Here is a 17,166-nt window from a genome sequence, read left to right as displayed (position 1 = left end):
CGACTTGCCCCCGCCCTGTCGGGGGCTTTTTTATGCCTGTCTGGCGTTAAAGCGTAGCTCCCCTTCCAGCTCTTCTTCCGCTTCATCAAACAGCAATATCAACGCCCCAAAGCGCCGACGCTGCTTATCACTCAAGTGAATAAACTCAATCTCCAGCGGCAACGGCAGCAGTCCTCCGGTGACCACTTCCCACAAAGAGTCCAGATTATTCACCTTGTCACGATTGAGCGTGAAGGTCCGTGAGAATTCACGATAGAAATCCTGCTGTTCGGCTATATCGTCGAAATCAAAGGTATAGATAGTCATCGCCCGCACCCTGTCAATATCGCGCTATTGTCACCTGTCCCAATACTCTTTCTGCGCCGGGTTTCCACCCGCTCTCCTGTACAGAACGTAAACGTCCTCGACACTTAAGTATAGTGATAAAAAAACCGACGCTTCAGGCGTCGGTTCAGAGGGTTAGCTGTTGGTGAGAGCTTGTTGGTATTTCCGCAGCATCTCTACCAGCCTTCGAACGGGTTCGGTCACCTGTGGTGAGGCTTCCCAGAGCTGCAGTTTTTCCTGATAAACGTCCAGCTCCTCTAACAAGCGAGCGAAATAGCGCCGCCGCTTATCATCATTACTGGCGGACATCACGTGATCGGCGGTACGCCGCAGCTGCCGGTGGAACGCCGACAGATCGTCATTCACCGGTACCGGCGCATCCCGTAGGCGTTGGTGGGCGATAATCAGCGTTAACGCCAGGCGAAAGCGAGCTATATCCCCGGGGAATTTATTCAGCAACAGGAACAGTTGCTGATACAGCGCGGGCAGGTGGTTCTCTTTGCGCCGCGCGGTGTTGGTCGTCAGTGATGAAACCGCAGCCGACACAAACTGATTAAGCAGCACACGTCCGGTACGCGCTTGCGAATTATCCCGCACGAGCAGAATCACCATCAACGCCAGGAAACAACCGACGATCTGCCCCAGCGCGCTATCGAGGAACTGGCTGAATTGAAACTGCATCGGGTTGTCCAGCACCAGGATGTTGATGGTGCTCGCCAGCGCCCCCAGCGATCCCAGTCGCCGTTTTTGGACTTCAATACCAATGAAGAATGCCATGGCCGCCAGACTGAGGCACAGCAACAACATGCTTTGCTGCGTGGCGGGCATAATCACCAGGAAAAACAGCGCCCCGAGCGGTAAAGCGGCCAATGTGCCGTACAGGAAGTCAATTGCCACCATCCTCGGATTAGGCAGGCGCATGGCCAACGACGTGACTACTGCAATCATCACCATCGCCCCGCTACCGGAGGTCCAGCCGGTCCACAGCCAGAACAACGTGCCCAGAATGCAGGAAATAGAAGTACGCCAGAAGTTGACCATCGCATGGTGATGTTCAGCGGACCCCGCCTTCACCACCACTTCTCCCTGCAGCACGTCATCTTCAATCCGGCTGATTCGGGTATTGCCCACCACCCCGCGTTTCAACAGCAGATAACGCGTCGCGGCACCCACCCAGCTGTAGATCGTCACCGGCGTATTGTGTTCCCCTTTCCAGGTCAGAAAGCGGCGCATTCTTTTCAGTTGCCGGTGGACGTCCTGCACGCTCTCTACCGGTTCGGCAAACAGCTCACGATAATCATCAGTCACCATTTCCGGGCGCGAGTTCTGAATAAGGTAGGTTTCACAGGCCTGGGTAATCAGCGTTAACGAGATGGTATTGATCGCCTTCAGCCGCTGGTTGACCTTCGCCCAGCGCGATGACTCCATAATCAAGTTACTGCGCATCCCTTCCAGCGCGCTGGTCCGGCGCACCAGCGCCCCCCAGGCTTTATCGACCACTTCGCTGTCGCCATGCGCCACGCACAGCTGCATCAGCCGGTACTGATCGACCAGCAGGTTATCCAGCTCGAGATCGATCTCTTTCTTAATCGAACGCGGAGAAAATAGCAGGTCGGCGATGATCGCGCTGACAATCCCCACGACAATCTCGCTGCATCGTTCAACGGCGAACTGCGGCGCCAGCATCGGGTCGGTGTGGATGGTGATGATAATGATAAGTGCGGTATAGCCCGCCAGCCCCCAGGCGTAGGAGTTTTCGACCCGCACCAGCGAGGAGATCCAGGTACAAAATCCCGCCCACAAGCAGCACACCAGCATCATCAGCAGCGGCGCGCGAATCATCAAAATAATAATCGTCAGGGCGGCGATACACCCGATAAAGGTCCCGGCAATACGCAGCATGCCGCGATAGCGGATAGCGCCAGAGTAAGGTTCTCCTCCGGCGGCAAACGCGGGGCCGGCGGTCACAATCGCCGCGGTCAGCACCGCCCAGCGTGGGGTTTCCAGCTGAAAGTGGAAACCGACAAACAGCGCCAGCACGACCGCACAGGCTAGTTTAATCGCGAAGCGAAGATGCCGGGATGCAATGGTGAAGATGCCCATGGCGATTAACCAAACTCACGCAGGCGCATCGCCAGTTTCTGGAAGAAGTTAGCCTGGCTGGTATCGCGGTCTTCCTTACCGGTAATCACCACCGTTGCGGTCGTCCCGGCAGGCCACAGATTGCCCTGCTGCTTGTCGAGACGAATACGCACCGGAACACGCTGCGCCAGGCGCACCCATTCGAGGTTGGAATCCACAGAGGCCATCCCTTTCGCATCGACGCTGCTGCTGGCGTTGGTCACCCCGGCGGCAATGCTGTCTACCGTCCCTTTAATGGACAGGCTGCTGCCCAGCGGGGTGATTTCCGCGCGGTAACCCTGACGGACACCTTCCAGCTTGGTCTCTTCGAGATAGGCCACCACGTAGAAGGTGTTTTGTTTAACCAGTGCCACGGCGGTAGAGCCGCGGGTAATGAATTCGCCGTTGTAGACGTTGAGGTTGGTCACCCAGCCATCGGCCGGCGCACGCACCACCGTACGTTCAAGATCGAGTGCCGCCAGATCGCGGGTCGCGACCGCTTTCGCCAACTGATGCTCTACCGTTTGTAAGACGTTGTTGGCCTGGTCAATCTCTTCACGGGACATGGCCTGTACGCCCAGTCGGTTACGACGGCCAGCTTCAACACGCTTTTCCTGAGCCAGCGTCTGGTAGTAGGAGACGTCGGCCTGCGCTTCGGCGAGGGCTTTCTGGTAACGCGGCTGGTCGATCACAAACAATATCTGGTCTTTCTTAACCAGCTGGTTATCCTTGATATTTACCTGTGAAATCAGCCCTGAGACATCAGGGGCGATGGCCACGATATCGGCACTAAAGCGTGCATCACGCGTCCAGGGAGAGGCCGTGTAATAGACCCAGGCGCGAAAAATCGCGACAAACGCCAGGATAACCAGTATCACAGTGATTGCGGTACGGAAGATATTTCTTGTTAGTGTTTTCACATCGACCTCAAACGAACAAACGCGATATCAGATAAAAAAGGCAGCAATATAACGCGGTATTGAAAAGTGCAGGATGCCAGACAAAATCATAGATGCCGGTGGGAACCAGCAGCCGATGCACCAGCCAGAAAACGGCCAGCGATATTAGCAATTCAAAGAAGATCGGCGGAAATGACAAGCCGAAAATCACGATGACAGGGAACAGACTCATGATGACCTTGATAAGAAGCGTACAGGTGGTAGCGTGAAGCGTTTATTATTTAGCTAACAATATAGTAACGTAACCATTGCAGCATGATCTATATTATGTGATCTAAATCACTTTTAAGTCAGAGTGAATAATGGAACGATTAAAACGCATGTCCGTTTTTGCCAAAGTGGTTGAACTGGGTTCATTTACCGCCACGGCACAGCAGCTTCAGATGAGTGTCTCTTCCATCAGCCAGACTGTCTCTAAACTGGAAGATGAGCTACAGGTGAAGCTGTTAAACCGCAGCACGCGCAGCCTGGCCTTAACGGAAGCCGGTAAGATTTATTACCAGGGCTGCCGCCGGATGCTGTTCGAAGCCCGTGATGTCCACGAGCAACTCTACGCATTTAACAATACGCCTATCGGTACGCTACGCGTTGGCTGCTCTTCAACTATGGCACAGAATGTCCTCGCCCACATTACTGCCGGTATGTTGAAAGAATACCCGGGTTTATCGGTCAACCTGGTCACCGGTATCCCGGCTCCGGATCTGATCGCCGATGGCCTGGATGTAGTGATCCGCGTCGGGGCGTTGCAGGACTCCAGCCTCTTTTCACGGCGCCTTGGCTCAATGCCGATGGTGCTCTGCGCGGCGAAAAGCTATCTGCAGCAGGCGGGGATCCCGGAAAAACCCGCCGATCTCGCCAGCCACTCATGGCTTGAGTACAGCGTGCGCCCGGATAATGAGTTCGAAATTATCGCCCCGGAAGGGATCTCCACCAAACTGATCCCGCAGGGCCGCTTTGTCACCAACGATCCGATGACGCTGGTACGTTGGCTGACCGCCGGCGTCGGGGTAGCCTATGTGCCGCTGATGTGGGCGATCGAGGAGATCAACCGTGGCGAGCTGGAGATCCTGTTACCCAGCTATCAGTCCGATCCTCGCCCGGTGTATGCGGTGTATACCGAAAAAGACAAACTGCCGCTGAAGGTGCAGGTGTGTATAAACTCGCTGACGGAGTATTTTGTCGAAGTGGCGAAAATTTATCAGGGCATGCACGGCCGCGGAATCGCCCGCTAGCGCGAACAACAGAAAGGTGGAGTGACCGGGAATCGAGGGGCAGGTTGCGCCTCCGCACAAAGCGGAAGCGCAGTGACGACACTCAGGCGGTTCCGCCGACGGTGAGGTTATCTACTTTCAGCGTCGGCTGGCCAACGCCCACCGGCACGCTCTGGCCTTCTTTACCACAAACGCCAACGCCACTATCCAGTTTCAGGTCATTACCAACCATCGAAATCTGCTGCATGGCTTCAATTCCGGAGCCGATAAGGGTCGCCCCCTTCACCGCTTTAGTGACCTTCCCTTTTTCGATCAGGTAGGCTTCAGAGGTGGAGAACACAAACTTACCGGAGGTAATATCCACCTGGCCGCCGCCAAAGTTAGGTGCATAGATACCGTAATCCACCGATTCGATAATCTCCTGCGGCGTTGATTTCCCTGCCAGCATGTAGGTATTGGTCATACGCGGCATCGGTAAATGCGCATAGGATTCACGACGGCCGTTACCGGTCGGCGCAACGCCCATCAAGCGCGCATTGAGTTTATCCTGCATATAGCCTTTAAGGATCCCGTTCTCAATCAATACGTTGTATTGACCTGGGGTCCCTTCATCATCCACCGCCAGCGAACCACGACGATTGGCAATGGTGCCATCATCCACGACGGTACAGAGTTCTGACGCCACCAGCTCACCCATATGGCCGCTAAAGACCGAGGTGCCGCGACGGTTGAAATCGCCTTCCAGACCGTGCCCTACCGCTTCATGCAGTAACACGCCAGGCCAGCCGGCGCCGAGTACCACCGGCAACATGCCGGCCGGTGCTGCAACGGCTGACAAGTTCACCAGCGCCATACGCACCGCTTCTCGCGCCCATGCATCCGCTCGAACATCACCATCTTCGGAGGCAAGGAAATAGTCGTAACCAAAACGACCGCCGCCGCCGCTGGAACCTCGTTCGCGTTTGCCATCATCTTCCACCAGCACGCTGACGGACAGGCGTACTAACGGGCGAACATCTGCCGCCAGCGTTCCATCGGTCGCCGCGACCAGAATCAGTTCATAGACACCGCTCAGACTGGCGGACACTTCCTGCACACGCTTATCGGCAGCACGAGCAACTTTATCGACGCGACGCAGGATATCCAGCTTCTCTTCACGACTCATGCTTTGCAGCGGATCGATACTGGTGTACAGCGAGCTGTACTCAACCGCGCCCAGGGTGTGTACTTTGCCATCACCGTTGTCGCGCACGATGGTACGGGCCGCCTGCGCGCTCTGTTCCAGTGCCAGTCGGCTGATTTGGTCGGCATAGGCAAAACCGGTTTTCTCACCGCTGACCGCACGCACGCCGACACCCTGGTCAATGTTATACGAGCCATCTTTAATGATGCTGTCTTCCAGAACCCAGGATTCGTGATAGCTCGACTGAAAATAGAGATCGCCGTAATCAAGACGGCGCTCGGCCAACTGGCCAAGAATGGCAAAAAGATCCTGATGGTTCAGGCCATTTGCCGACAGTAATTGTTCACTTACCAGGTTCAGACTCATCGTTTGCTACTCATATGTTGTCGCGTATCAGGCGGAAGAATATACCCTAAATCGTTCAGGCTGCAGCCTGCGGCGATAGCGGGTATAAAACGCTATCTATTGAGATTGCGATAATTCCCCGTAATCGTCAAATCATTGCTTTTTGTCGCTGCGCGCCTGGCGCAGAACTTCATTGATTTGCGGCTGGTCGATAGGACCAGTGATGCGATAACGCAGGATCGACACTTTGTTCCACAGCGGCCCCAGCACCTTACTGGCAGCAAAGACGGCGGCGCCGACAATCGGGTTAATCACAAACGCCGTTGCCACGCCGACGGTAGCGGAGATTTCCGGCGCCACCACCGCTTGCAGATCGAGCTCGCGTCGCACCAGGTCGACCGAGCCTCTCATGGCAATATCCGCTTCAAGGCCATCGACCAGGGTATCGTCGGTATTCAGCACGCCATCTTTAATCCACGCCGTGCTGTTGATCGAATCGAAATAGAAGCCTTCGCTAAAGGTATCGCTAAAGTCGAAGCGCAGCTTGCGCAGCAGCGCATCGACGCTCAGCAAACGCAGCAGCTGACCGGCGTGGCCAGTGCTGATATCGGTAAACTCGCCTTTCCCAAGGTGGCTTTTCAGCACCCCGTTAAGCGACGCTACATCCGGCTGCCACGGCGGCGCGCGCCAGTGTAAATCGTAGTCGACATCAAACGACGAGCCTTTCACCGGCGTGGAGATACCGAAGAAGCTCACGAAAGCATCCGTTTTGTTGCCGTGGAGTTTGCCCTTCAGCGATGTCCGCACGCCGCCGGGCGCATTCACCCACACGCCTTCAGAGGTGAGGCGGCCAAAACCGGTGTCCACCAGGCCGTTAGCCAGCGACAGGGTATCGCCTTTAATGGCGAAATCGCCATCGATACGCCCGTACTTCTGCCCCCATAACCAACACTCCGCGCAGCGAAGCTGGAGATCGGGCCAGCCGCGGAAATCAAGACGGTTATCGGCAAGCGGGGCGCTGCTCGTGGTGTCAGCGGACTTTTGGGCGCTGGTCGGGTTGTAATACAGATAACGAATGGCTGCCTGCCAGGGCGCATGGTCGCGCATCGTCAGGGTGGCGTTGATTTCCCGCCCCTGGGCTTCCACCTTCGAGCCGCCCGCATCCGGCTGGCTCACCAGGCTGACGTTGTTCCAGCGTTGGCCGGCGAAGGTCAGCGACGGCGTACGTAACGTAATGCGCTGCGGGAAGACGATATTGCTGCTGACTTCATTGACGGCGCCGCCCTGGAACAGAGCCAGCCACTCAGCACCATCCATCGGCGGCATATTCAGCTCAACCCCGGCCTGATCCGGCAGCGGAGAAATCGCCTTGCTATCAGAAGTTAAAATAGCGCGATCGAGAGTCAGCTTACGGTTCAGCAGCCAGCGGCTGTTGAAATGATTTTTCCCGCCGATGGTCCCGGTCAGTTCAAAGCTGTTTAACCCGCCTTCGGCATTAATTTTCACCGGCAGCGCGACGCCTGCCGGTTTATCTACCGGAGAAGGTAAGTGGCTACTTACATTTTTCAGGTCGCCGCTGATATCAACTTTATAGCTCGCGCTCCCGCGATACGGCAGTTCAATCGCCACCTTGCCTTCCCACGGCACGCTGCCGCTCAGGGCATCATCGACCGCTTTTGGCAGCAGCCCCATGCGTGAAGGCTGCCAGTTGGCGTTCATTCCCACGTTCACGTCAAAGGCTTTTGGCCCCTCGGTGGTGGAAAAATCGACATTCAACGGTTGATTGAACCAGTTGGCTTTCAGGGTATCGCTTTTCAGATCGCCATTCACAAAGCTGAATTTACCGTTGAGGTCTTTCAGCGTCGTATCGATTGGCTTGATATACAGATTGTTATTAGCCAGTACCACATCGCCTTTGGCGGTGGTGAGCTCGCCGTCCAGCGGAATATCAAGATGTAAGCGAGCGCTCACATTTCCATCTAACTGCAGTTCATCCAGTGCCGATCCCAGCGTCTCTTTCAGCGGGGTCTCTTTGAAGTACGGGCCGACTTCTTTCCCCGGGCCGTTCACATCGGCATCGATAAGCAGTTTTTCCCGCGAATAATCCGGGATGGCGGCATCAAGGTGAGTGGCGGCAACTTTACCCAGCATCACCTTATCGGACTTCATCCATAAGCCGTTGTTGATAAAGTCGAGGTTGATATCCAGCCCGGTCAATGCCGGCCAGTCGGGTTGAAAAGCAAAGGTGGCATTGGTTAATGGCACCGACACCTGGAACTGGCCTTCGTTATGAAGGTACGGGAACAGATGTGGATTGCCGCCGTATACCAGGGTGGCGTTGGTCGCATTGCCCCCTTTAATCGCGCCGCTGAGATAATCCACCAGCGCTTTCCCCATCAGGTTTTCCGGGAAATAGCGCCATGCCTGGCCGCCGTCGTTGGTGCTGATCCCTGCCAGAATACCCAGCCACGGCTCATCATCCTGCGGCTGTAGATAACGGAACCCGCCGCGGGCGCGTACGCCGGTCGCCTGCACGTCGATATTGCGCCCGTCGAGCATGAAGCCTTTTTCATTCTTCACCCAACTGAGGGTGGCATCGCCTTGTGCAATTTCCAGCGGCGCACGGAAGACCGTGGCATAGGGCATTTTCGCATCCGTCATACTGGCATGCAGCGCGCCGTTCTCCACGCTACCGGCTGCGTTTCCAGAGAAATGCTCGGCCCCTGGTAACAGCTTCCACTGTTTCCAGGAGAGATCGCTCCAGCGTGCCTGAAAGCGGGACTTATCCGCCGCCTGCAGCGGAATATCCAGCGCCAGAACATCGATGATGCCGGTAGGCTGCGTAGTCCGCCAGATGTCGCCCAGCGCCGGGGCTAACTTATCTGCAAAAGGTTGCAGCCCGACCAGGCCATTCAGATCGAGATTGCTGGCGCGGATGCGCAATTCATCACTGCGTAAATGGTCATCGCCACCCACGTCCTGCGCCGGGATCCACGCCATCGCCAGCGCGCCGCGTGGCCAGGCTTTACCATCTATCGAGATGCGGGTATCCGGGATATGAAAACCCCAGCCCTGCTTCTCACGGAAGATTTGCGCCGTCAGGTTATCCACCGTCAAATGATGAGGCTCGCGATCGCCCTTCCAGCTGGCGCCGCCCTTTTTCAGCCAGACGTCGCCCCCGGCGATATCGCCTTTGTCGATGTTCATCCAACCTTCAAGGCTAAAGCGCGCGTTTTGTAACGCGATATTGTCCTGCATCCAACGCCCGAGCCACGGCTTAACGTCAATGTCGTCGGCTTGCAGCCACACCCGCCCCTTGTTGAGCAAGCCATTTTCATCACGCAGGTCCATGCGCACCTGCATCACCCCATGCTGGCCGTTCAGGCTGGAGAGGCTCAACTGACCTTCCGCGCGGTGGCGGTTATTCGTATTCAGCCAGGTGAGCTGCGGTATGGCTAACTCTGCACGCTGGCCGGAAATGGTCACAAAGCTCAAATGACTGTCGCGCAGGATAAAGTGGTCGAACTGACGCAGGAACAGATCGCCAATATGGTCGGTTTTCAGGCTATCGCCGCCATCATTGGTCTGGATCGGTGAATTGGTATGGACTTTTAACTGCCAGAAAGTGAGATCGCGGAACTGCCAGCGCATATGCAGCAAGCTTTGCCAGACATCCAGTGCCAGAGTGACACGTTTGGCAGAGAGCTGACCGCCATCTTTCAGGCCAGCGCTGATATCACGCACATCGAGCGCCGGGCCAAAATTCTGCCAGTTGGCTGTCAGCTGTGAGGCATTGACCGGCGTGCCTGACATCGCGGAGATTTTTGCCAGCAGCTGTGGGCGCCATGCATCTAACTGCGGCAGCACGAGACGCAGGCCACTCACCAGCAGAGCGACGACAACAGTCAATGTTGCCGCGGTGAGCAGTAATATCCCGGGCAGTCGTCTCACGCCTCTCTCCTTGTCAGACTTTTACACATCATCCATCTGGTTGCCTCTGCGTCAGCGACCTTCACTTTACGGTGAAGCATCGCCAGTTTGTGTCCATAAATACCTGAACAGAGGCTGACGGATGATTACATCATAACGACATCGAACTGCTCTTGATTATAGAGCGGCTCAATTTGAACTTTGACCTGCTTGCCAACAAAGATTTCGACTTCCGCCAGCGCGTGCGACTCTTCACCTTTTAAGGTTTCCGCGACAGCAGGAGAAGCATAGACCAGGAAACGGTCGGAATCGTAGGCATGGTGCACACGGACAATCTCACGCATGATTTCATAGCACACGGTTTCGACTGATTTCACCGTACCGCGGCCATGACAGGTAGGGCAGTCTTTACACAAGACATGCTCAACGCTTTCACGCGTACGCTTACGGGTCATCTCAACCAGTCCGAGCTGAGAGAAACCGTTAATACTGGTTTTCACCCGGTCTTTACTCAGCGCCTGTTCCAGCGAATGCAGTACCCGGCGGCGGTGATCCTCATTATTCATATCAATGAAATCAATGATAATAATGCCGCCCAGGTTGCGCAGACGGAGCTGGCGGGCGATAGCCTGAGTCGCCTCGATATTGGTATTGAAGATGGTGTCGTCGAGATTACGGTGGCCCACGAATGCGCCGGTGTTGATATCCACGGTGGTCATCGCTTCGGTCTGGTCGATAACCAGATAGCCACCGGACTTCAGCTCCACTTTGCGCTCCAGCGCACGCTGGATCTCGTTCTCGACGTCAAAGAGATCGAAGATCGGCTGGCGGCCGCTGTAATGCTCCAGCTTGCTGGTCATCTCAGGCATATATTCGGCGGTAAACTCGACCAGCGATTCATAAGTCAGGCGCGAATCGACGCGAATGCGATCGAGGTGTTCGTCGGCGAAGTCACGCAGCACACGCTGAGCCAGCGCCAGCTCTCCGTAGAGTTGATAGCGCGTCTGCTGACGTTTCTTACGCTCCATGACCTTGGTCCAGACCCGCTTAAGATAAGCGGCATCGGCGGCCAGTTCCTGTTCGTGTACGCCTTCCGCGGCGGTACGGATGATAAAACCGCCCTGCTCATCGCAGTAGTCGGCCACCACGCGCTTCAACCGTTCGCGTTCCGCTTCACTTTCAATACGCTGGGATACACCAACATGAGACGCGCCGGGCATAAACACCAGATAGCGGGAGGGGAGCGTAATATCGGTGGTCAGGCGGGCGCCTTTGGTGCCGAGCGGATCTTTCACCACCTGCACCATCAGGTCCTGGCCCTGGCGCACCAGTTCGGAAATATCACGCACGGTGAACTGTTTTTGCTCTTCCCCGGCAACGCATTCGGTATGCGGCATAATATCTGACGCATGCAAAAATGCGGCCTTATCCAGGCCAATATCTACAAAAGCCGCCTGCATTCCCGGCAGCACACGACTGACACGCCCTTTGTAGATATTGCCTACGATCCCGCGTCGCGCTTCGCGCTCAATATGAATTTCCTGCAGAATACCGCCATCGATGTACGCTACGCGCGTCTCCGATGGTGTTACGTTAACGAGTAGTTCAGCCGTCATCTTTATCCCTTTTCTTCACGCAGTGAGTTAAAGTTACTCAGCAACTCATACGTTTCTACCAGCGGTAAGCCGACTACGGCGTGATAGCTGCCATTAATCTTCCTGACGAAACAGCCACCCAGCCCTTGAATACCGTATGCACCTGCTTTATCGAGCGGTTCGCCGCTGGCCACGTAGCCGGCAATATCCTGCTCTGAGAGCAGGCGGAAGGTCACTTCCGTCATCACCAGACAATCCAGCGTTTGCTGCTTGTCGGCCAACGCCACGGCCGTCATGACCTGGTGCGTTTTCCCGGAAAGCATACGCAGCATCTCTGCGGCATGGTCAGCGTCGCGGGGTTTTTCCAGCACTTCGCCGTTCAGTATGACAATGGTATCCGCACCCAGCACCGGCAGATCCCGCTCGGCCAGCGCCACGCCCGCCTGCGCTTTTTCGCGCGCCAGACGAACGACATAATGCTCGGCGCTCTCCTGCGGTAAACGTTGCTCCTCAATACCGGGAACCAGACGTTCAAAACACAGACCCATTTGCGTCAGCAATTCCTGCCGACGCGGAGAGCCAGAAGCGAGATACAACATCATCATATCAACCTTATTGCACCGCAAATTGCTGACGCACCTTACGCATCAGGAGGAATAACCAGGGCCACAGCACGCCGTTTACTACACTACTCCAGAACACTTCCGGACGGAAAGAGACGTTGATCACTAAAAACTCTGACCAGAAAACAACGATATCCACCGCGAGCGATAGCATCATGACCACCAGCGCCTGCTGCCAGAGTGCCAGGTTGCGGAACAGCTGATATTTCAGAGCGACCAGATAAGCGATGATACTTAACGATAGCGCGCGAACGCCCAGTGTCGACCCGCTGATGAGGTCAAGGATTGCCCCCATCACAAAACCGGTGCCGACGTTAACCCGATGCGGTAAGGCGAGGATCCAGTAAAGCAGAATAAGGAACACCCAGTTTGGCCGGTAGACGGTCAGATCCGCCGGCCAGGGCATAACCTGCAGCAATAGTGCGATAAGAAACGAGAGCCAGATAACCCAGCGTCCCTGGCTTCGGTAGCTTGCCACTATTGCCCCCCTGCAGGCAGAGGTTGCGCAGGTGGCGTCAGGCCGGTTGCCGGCGCGGGCATTTGCGGCCCCATGGCATCCGGTGCCGGCAGAACCTGCGGCATCATCTGCATCAGGCGCTCATTGGCCACGCGATGGACTTCTTCCGGCGTCATCGGATTGGCTCCGTTACGATCGGCACCCCACAGCAGCAGCAAGTAGCGCAGACGCTGCAGACCGGCGGTCGGACGCGCCTGAATCACCGTATAAGCACGCTGCGTATCCAGCTTCACGGAAGAGACCACCCCGACCGGATAACCTTCCGGGAAGCGCCCACCGAGGCCAGAAGTCACCAGCACATCACCGACGCGAATATCGGTATTGGCCGGCAGGTGTTCCAGCTGCAAATCGTCAGTACAGCCGTTACCGGCCGCAATTACGCGGATATCATTACGCAGTACCTGAATAGGCAAGGCATGGGTCGCATCGCAGATCAACAGAACGCGGCTGGTCAGCTTCGCCACCGCCACGACCTGGCCGACAACACCTTTGTCGCTGATCACCGGCTGGCCTTCATAAACGCCGTTGACGCTGCCTTTATCGATGACAACCTGATCGCTGTAGGGATCGTTAACCGTTGAGATGACCTGGGTCACCATTTTTTGCTCATCCTGGCGCAGCGGCGAGCCCAGCAGTTCACGCAGACGCGCGTTCTCCTGCTTGTACTGACCCAGCATCAGTAAATCGCTGTTCTTCAGCAGCAATTCCTGGCGCAGTGCACGGTTTTCCAGTTCGAGCTGATCGCGGGTAGCCAGCGTTTGCGATACGCTGTCCAGTAATTCCCGGGGACCATTTGAGACAAAGTAGAAAGGACTGACGGCTGTGTCCATATACGTTCGGATCTGACTGAACGTACCCAGGCGGCTGTCGGCGATAATCACGCCAAGCGCCACCAGAACCGCCAGAATAAGGCGAATCTGTAGCGACGGGCCACGGCTAAAAATTGGCTTCATAGGCTATGCGTATTCTCGTGTCAGTTAAGACCAGGGGTAGCGTTTACGAACTACCCCAGACCTTCGGCTGACTACTCTTCGCTAAACAAGTCGCCGCCGTGCATGTCGATCATTTCCAGCGCTTTACCGCCGCCACGCGCGACGCAAGTCAGTGGATCTTCTGCAACTACGACAGGAATACCTGTCTCTTCCATCAACAGACGGTCGAGGTTACGCAGCAGCGCACCACCGCCGGTCAGCACCATGCCGCGCTCGGAGATATCAGAAGCCAGCTCTGGCGGACACTGTTCCAGTGCGACCATTACTGCGCTCACGATACCGGTCAGCGGTTCCTGCAGGGCTTCGAGAATTTCATTGGAGTTCAGGGTAAAGCCACGTGGCACACCTTCTGCCAGGTTACGGCCGCGAACTTCGATCTCACGCACTTCATCACCCGGGTATGCCGAGCCGATTTCATGCTTGATACGTTCCGCCGTTGCTTCACCGATCAGTGAGCCGTAGTTACGACGCACATAATTAATCACGGCTTCATCGAAACGGTCACCGCCGATACGTACGGAAGAGGAGTACACCACACCGTTCAGGGAGATGACCGCAACCTCTGTGGTACCACCACCGATATCCACCACCATTGAACCGGTAGCTTCAGAAACCGGCAGGCCCGCACCGATTGCGGCCGCCATCGGCTCTTCAATCAGGAAGACTTCACGCGCGCCTGCGCCTTGCGCAGATTCACGAATCGCACGACGTTCAACCTGAGTCGCGCCAACCGGCACGCACACCAGAACACGCGGGCTCGGACGCATGAAGCTATTGCTGTGCACCTGTTTGATAAAGTGCTGGAGCATCTTTTCAGTAACGAAGAAGTCGGCAATAACGCCGTCTTTCATCGGGCGAATCGCCGCGATATTGCCCGGAGTACGCCCGAGCATCTGCTTCGCTTCATGACCAACAGCAGCGACGCTTTTCGGCGAACCGGCACGATCCTGACGAATGGCCACAACTGAAGGCTCATTCAATACGATGCCTTGTCCTTTTACATAGATGAGGGTATTCGCAGTACCCAGGTCAATGGACAGGTCATTGGAAAACATGCCACGAAATTTTTTTAACATACTAAGGGATAATCCTGAAAGCTGGGGCGGAAAACAAAATCCGCTTACTTTACCAACCACACGCAGCAGCGACAAGGCGCAAAAATCATCTGCTACGGTGAAAATTAGTGCAGTTCATGTCCTTTGTTACAAATTTACCGGGTCCATTCAGTGCTGAAATGTTCAACAGCGCTCCGCGCTTGAATCTGTAACCCGTTAAAGGTCATTTACTGGCATTTACATTGCGATAATCCGGCAGGTAGACAAGCACACCCCCTTCACTATGGCGCGCGTTATTCTACGTGAAATCACGCTAAACGGCAGATCAAACCGAGTATCTTTGCGAATATTTTTTCACATTTGTGTCAAGTGGCTGTGAGGCGGCAAAAAATTCCCCCTGACCACCGGTGACACCGCACTGAGACAGCACCTGCCACTCGCTACGGCTCCGGACTCCGGTGGCAAAAACCTGAACCGGCATGCCCTTACAGGCCTCCACCAGGCTCTGCACCAGCAGCTGGTTCTCACTGCGCTTTTCTATATTGCGCGACAGCCCCGGGTGTAGCTTAATGACTTCGACGTCCAACTGCTTGATCCAACTGGTGCCAACCAGCGTTAATCCAGCCTGAACAACCGCCACGCGTATACCCAAAGCGTTCACCAGGCGCATGACCGGTTGTAAGCGGCCGATATATTGACAAACATCTGCCTCTGCAAGTTCAAAAATAATCCGTCGCCGTTGCGATTTTTCACATTGCATCAAAGTATCACGCAACCAGCGCTGAAAACGCGGCCGGATCAATGACTCAACGGTGACCTGCAACGCCAGGTTTTCTTCCGGCCAAAAGCTTAAAAACGGCAGCAGTCGCGTTACCTGCAGACGGTCATACTCTTCCGCCAGGCCAAACTGCTGCACCATCGGCATATACTCTGCCGCGATGACCTCTTCCGTGCCGTCGTACAGCCGTGACATCAGTTCGCGATGATGCACCCGACCGTCACGCGTTACCGCCGGTTTCTGATACAAACGGGGTCCCCCGCGGCTGAGCATCTGCTCAATCAGCGTGCGCCAACGGACGTTACCGCGCCCTTTCTCCGGTAACGAATCATCATAAACCGCCCAGCTATTGCTGCCCTGGAGCACCGCATTGCGGGTAGCAGCCTCAGCGCGTTCCATCACCTGCGCCGCGGTCTGACCGCTACGGAAGGCACAGATGCCGATATGCATCATATCGTCACGATCAAGAATGCGGGTCGGAGGCAGCGCATCAACCGCTTTTAACAGCAGCCCGGCGATACTGTCGGCTTCTTTTAAGGTGCGATGAGGGAGGAGTACCGCAAAATCACTGCGGTGATAACGCGCCAGCAGCGATCCTGGGTAGCGCATAATAAAAGTAGAAAGCAGGTTAATCAGCGTGAAGTAATGCTCTTCGGCAGCCGCGCGTCCCCAGTTATCACGGAGCAGGTCGAACTCCGGCAGGCGAATCATCATGACGATGCCGTGTGACCCGACTTTTTCCTGATCTTCCAGCAGGGTAGCCAGCTGGTTGTCAAAAAACAGGCGATTGCTTAGCCCGGTTTTCGAATCCTGCGCGGCATAAGAACGAATAAGCGTATCCATACGGCTGCGCTGGTCGCTGGCAAACTGCAGTTCAGAGAGCAGCATATCCAGCGCGCTACTGGTGCTGGCCGGCCACTCGTGTACCGACCCTCTCACCTGAGGCCCACGCTCTCCGCTAAGGATCCGCGCCGCCCTCACCTCCAGCAGTTCCTGCCCCGCCAGTTGACGACGTACCCAGCGTACGGAAAAGAAAATCGCCAGCACCATCAGGCCGATGGCAATCGATAACGGCGCGGTGATATGCAGCGCGCGGAAATAGTTCACCATCGGGTCGAGATAGACCAGATGAAGCGTCATCCCCGGGTGTTTTAACGACGGTACAATGATTTCACGATACTGATTATTACTTCCCAGCGGACGATAGCTGTCGCTACGCGAGTGGCTGTACACCGACTTCCCGCCGAGCAGGAAATCCACCCGGACGATCTCGACCGGCGTCATCAGCTCATCCATCTGCGGCTCAAGCTTATCAAAGGAAGAGGTCACCAGGCGGTTATCCAGCATCGTCGCCACGGCCTGGACGCGATTTTCCATTTTCAGCTGAATACCGTTATAGAAACTCAGCGAAGCGCCTATAAGCGTGACAAAGATGGTCAGGATGGTAAGCAGCGTGACAAATGCTGAGAACTTCGTCGTTAATCGCATCCCTGTGTTAACTCCGCGAGTGAATGACCGCCCGATAGAAATTCA

General features: G+C 55.8%; 13 protein-coding genes. 1 reads left to right on the top strand and 12 read right to left on the bottom strand.

Annotated elements, in window-relative coordinates:
- Positions 1-30: 30 nt before the first annotated feature.
- From HF679_RS20990 to aaeX, 4 genes are all read right to left on the bottom strand, one after another.
- On the bottom strand, positions 31-306 hold the full coding sequence (locus HF679_RS20990) for a barstar family protein (RefSeq protein WP_123756276.1): 276 nt from the start codon (positions 304-306) through the stop codon (positions 31-33).
- Positions 307-459: 153 nt separating this feature from the next.
- Complete coding sequence (aaeB, locus tag HF679_RS20985) at positions 460-2,427, bottom strand: p-hydroxybenzoic acid efflux pump subunit AaeB (RefSeq protein ID WP_187042356.1); 1,968 nt, start codon at positions 2,425-2,427, stop codon at positions 460-462.
- 5 nt (positions 2,428-2,432) lie between these two features.
- A complete protein-coding gene (gene aaeA, locus HF679_RS20980; RefSeq protein ID WP_123756274.1) occupies positions 2,433-3,365 on the bottom strand; it encodes a p-hydroxybenzoic acid efflux pump subunit AaeA in 933 nt (310 codons plus the stop codon).
- A gap of 7 nt (positions 3,366-3,372) precedes the next feature.
- A complete protein-coding gene (aaeX, locus tag HF679_RS20975) occupies positions 3,373-3,576 on the bottom strand; it encodes a p-hydroxybenzoic acid efflux pump operon protein AaeX (protein WP_041147453.1) in 204 nt (67 codons plus the stop codon).
- A 130-nt stretch (positions 3,577-3,706) separates the two neighbouring features.
- On the opposite strand from aaeX, the gene aaeR reads away from it, so the two are divergent.
- On the top strand, positions 3,707-4,636 hold the full coding sequence (gene aaeR, locus HF679_RS20970; RefSeq protein ID WP_123756273.1) for an HTH-type transcriptional activator AaeR: 930 nt from the start codon (positions 3,707-3,709) through the stop codon (positions 4,634-4,636).
- An 82-nt stretch (positions 4,637-4,718) separates the two neighbouring features.
- Here the strand turns inward: aaeR and tldD are convergent, their stop codons facing one another.
- The 8 genes from tldD to csrD form a co-directional block, all read right to left on the bottom strand.
- Positions 4,719-6,164 carry a metalloprotease TldD gene (gene tldD, locus HF679_RS20965; protein ID WP_187042355.1) on the bottom strand — a complete coding sequence of 482 codons (1,446 nt, stop codon included), beginning with the start codon at positions 6,162-6,164 and terminating at the stop codon, positions 4,719-4,721.
- 132 nt (positions 6,165-6,296) lie between these two features.
- Positions 6,297-10,094 (bottom strand): AsmA2 domain-containing protein YhdP, encoded by a 3,798-nt coding sequence (gene yhdP / locus HF679_RS20960; RefSeq protein WP_187042354.1) that lies wholly within the window; start codon positions 10,092-10,094, stop codon positions 6,297-6,299.
- Positions 10,095-10,219: 125 nt separating this feature from the next.
- Positions 10,220-11,689 carry a ribonuclease G gene (rng, locus tag HF679_RS20955; protein ID WP_123756270.1) on the bottom strand — a complete coding sequence of 490 codons (1,470 nt, stop codon included), beginning with the start codon at positions 11,687-11,689 and terminating at the stop codon, positions 10,220-10,222.
- A 2-nt stretch (positions 11,690-11,691) separates the two neighbouring features.
- A complete protein-coding gene (locus HF679_RS20950; protein ID WP_174509409.1) occupies positions 11,692-12,273 on the bottom strand; it encodes a Maf family protein in 582 nt (193 codons plus the stop codon).
- Between the two features lie 7 nt (positions 12,274-12,280).
- Positions 12,281-12,769 carry a rod shape-determining protein MreD gene (gene mreD, locus HF679_RS20945; protein WP_123756268.1) on the bottom strand — a complete coding sequence of 163 codons (489 nt, stop codon included), beginning with the start codon at positions 12,767-12,769 and terminating at the stop codon, positions 12,281-12,283.
- Positions 12,769-13,761 (bottom strand): rod shape-determining protein MreC, encoded by a 993-nt coding sequence (gene mreC, locus HF679_RS20940; RefSeq protein ID WP_123756267.1) that lies wholly within the window; start codon positions 13,759-13,761, stop codon positions 12,769-12,771. The genes mreD and mreC overlap by 1 nt, the downstream gene beginning before the upstream one ends.
- Before the next feature lie 71 nt (positions 13,762-13,832).
- Positions 13,833-14,876 (bottom strand): rod shape-determining protein MreB, encoded by a 1,044-nt coding sequence (gene mreB, locus HF679_RS20935; RefSeq protein WP_002918653.1) that lies wholly within the window; start codon positions 14,874-14,876, stop codon positions 13,833-13,835.
- A 304-nt stretch (positions 14,877-15,180) separates the two neighbouring features.
- Positions 15,181-17,121 (bottom strand): RNase E specificity factor CsrD, encoded by a 1,941-nt coding sequence (gene csrD, locus HF679_RS20930; RefSeq protein ID WP_123756266.1) that lies wholly within the window; start codon positions 17,119-17,121, stop codon positions 15,181-15,183.
- Positions 17,122-17,166 lie beyond the last annotated feature (45 nt).

Source organism: Enterobacter sp. JUb54 (assembly GCF_014298075.1).
GTDB classification, from domain to species: Bacteria; Pseudomonadota; Gammaproteobacteria; order Enterobacterales; family Enterobacteriaceae; genus Klebsiella; species Klebsiella lignicola.
Note: the sequence above shows the minus strand (reverse complement) of the source record. Positions and strands in the feature narration are given on the sequence as shown.

What these genes read in the sequence shown, in the direction of transcription:
- aaeB (WP_187042356.1), bottom strand. Translation starts at nt 2,427, where the DNA reads ATGGGCATCTTCACCATTGCATCCCGGCATCTTCGCTTCGCGATTAAA.
- HF679_RS20950 (WP_174509409.1), bottom strand. Translation starts at nt 12,273, where the DNA reads ATGATGATGTTGTATCTCGCTTCTGGCTCTCCGCGTCGGCAGGAATTG.
- csrD (WP_123756266.1), bottom strand. Translation starts at nt 17,121, where the DNA reads ATGCGATTAACGACGAAGTTCTCAGCATTTGTCACGCTGCTTACCATC.
- mreC (WP_123756267.1), bottom strand. Translation starts at nt 13,761, where the DNA reads ATGAAGCCAATTTTTAGCCGTGGCCCGTCGCTACAGATTCGCCTTATT.
- rng (WP_123756270.1), bottom strand. Translation starts at nt 11,689, where the DNA reads ATGACGGCTGAACTACTCGTTAACGTAACACCATCGGAGACGCGCGTA.
- mreB (WP_002918653.1), bottom strand. Translation starts at nt 14,876, where the DNA reads ATGTTAAAAAAATTTCGTGGCATGTTTTCCAATGACCTGTCCATTGAC.
- aaeX (WP_041147453.1), bottom strand. Translation starts at nt 3,576, where the DNA reads ATGAGTCTGTTCCCTGTCATCGTGATTTTCGGCTTGTCATTTCCGCCG.
- aaeR (WP_123756273.1), top strand. Translation starts at nt 3,707, where the DNA reads ATGGAACGATTAAAACGCATGTCCGTTTTTGCCAAAGTGGTTGAACTG.
- tldD (WP_187042355.1), bottom strand. Translation starts at nt 6,164, where the DNA reads ATGAGTCTGAACCTGGTAAGTGAACAATTACTGTCGGCAAATGGCCTG.
- HF679_RS20990 (WP_123756276.1), bottom strand. Translation starts at nt 306, where the DNA reads ATGACTATCTATACCTTTGATTTCGACGATATAGCCGAACAGCAGGAT.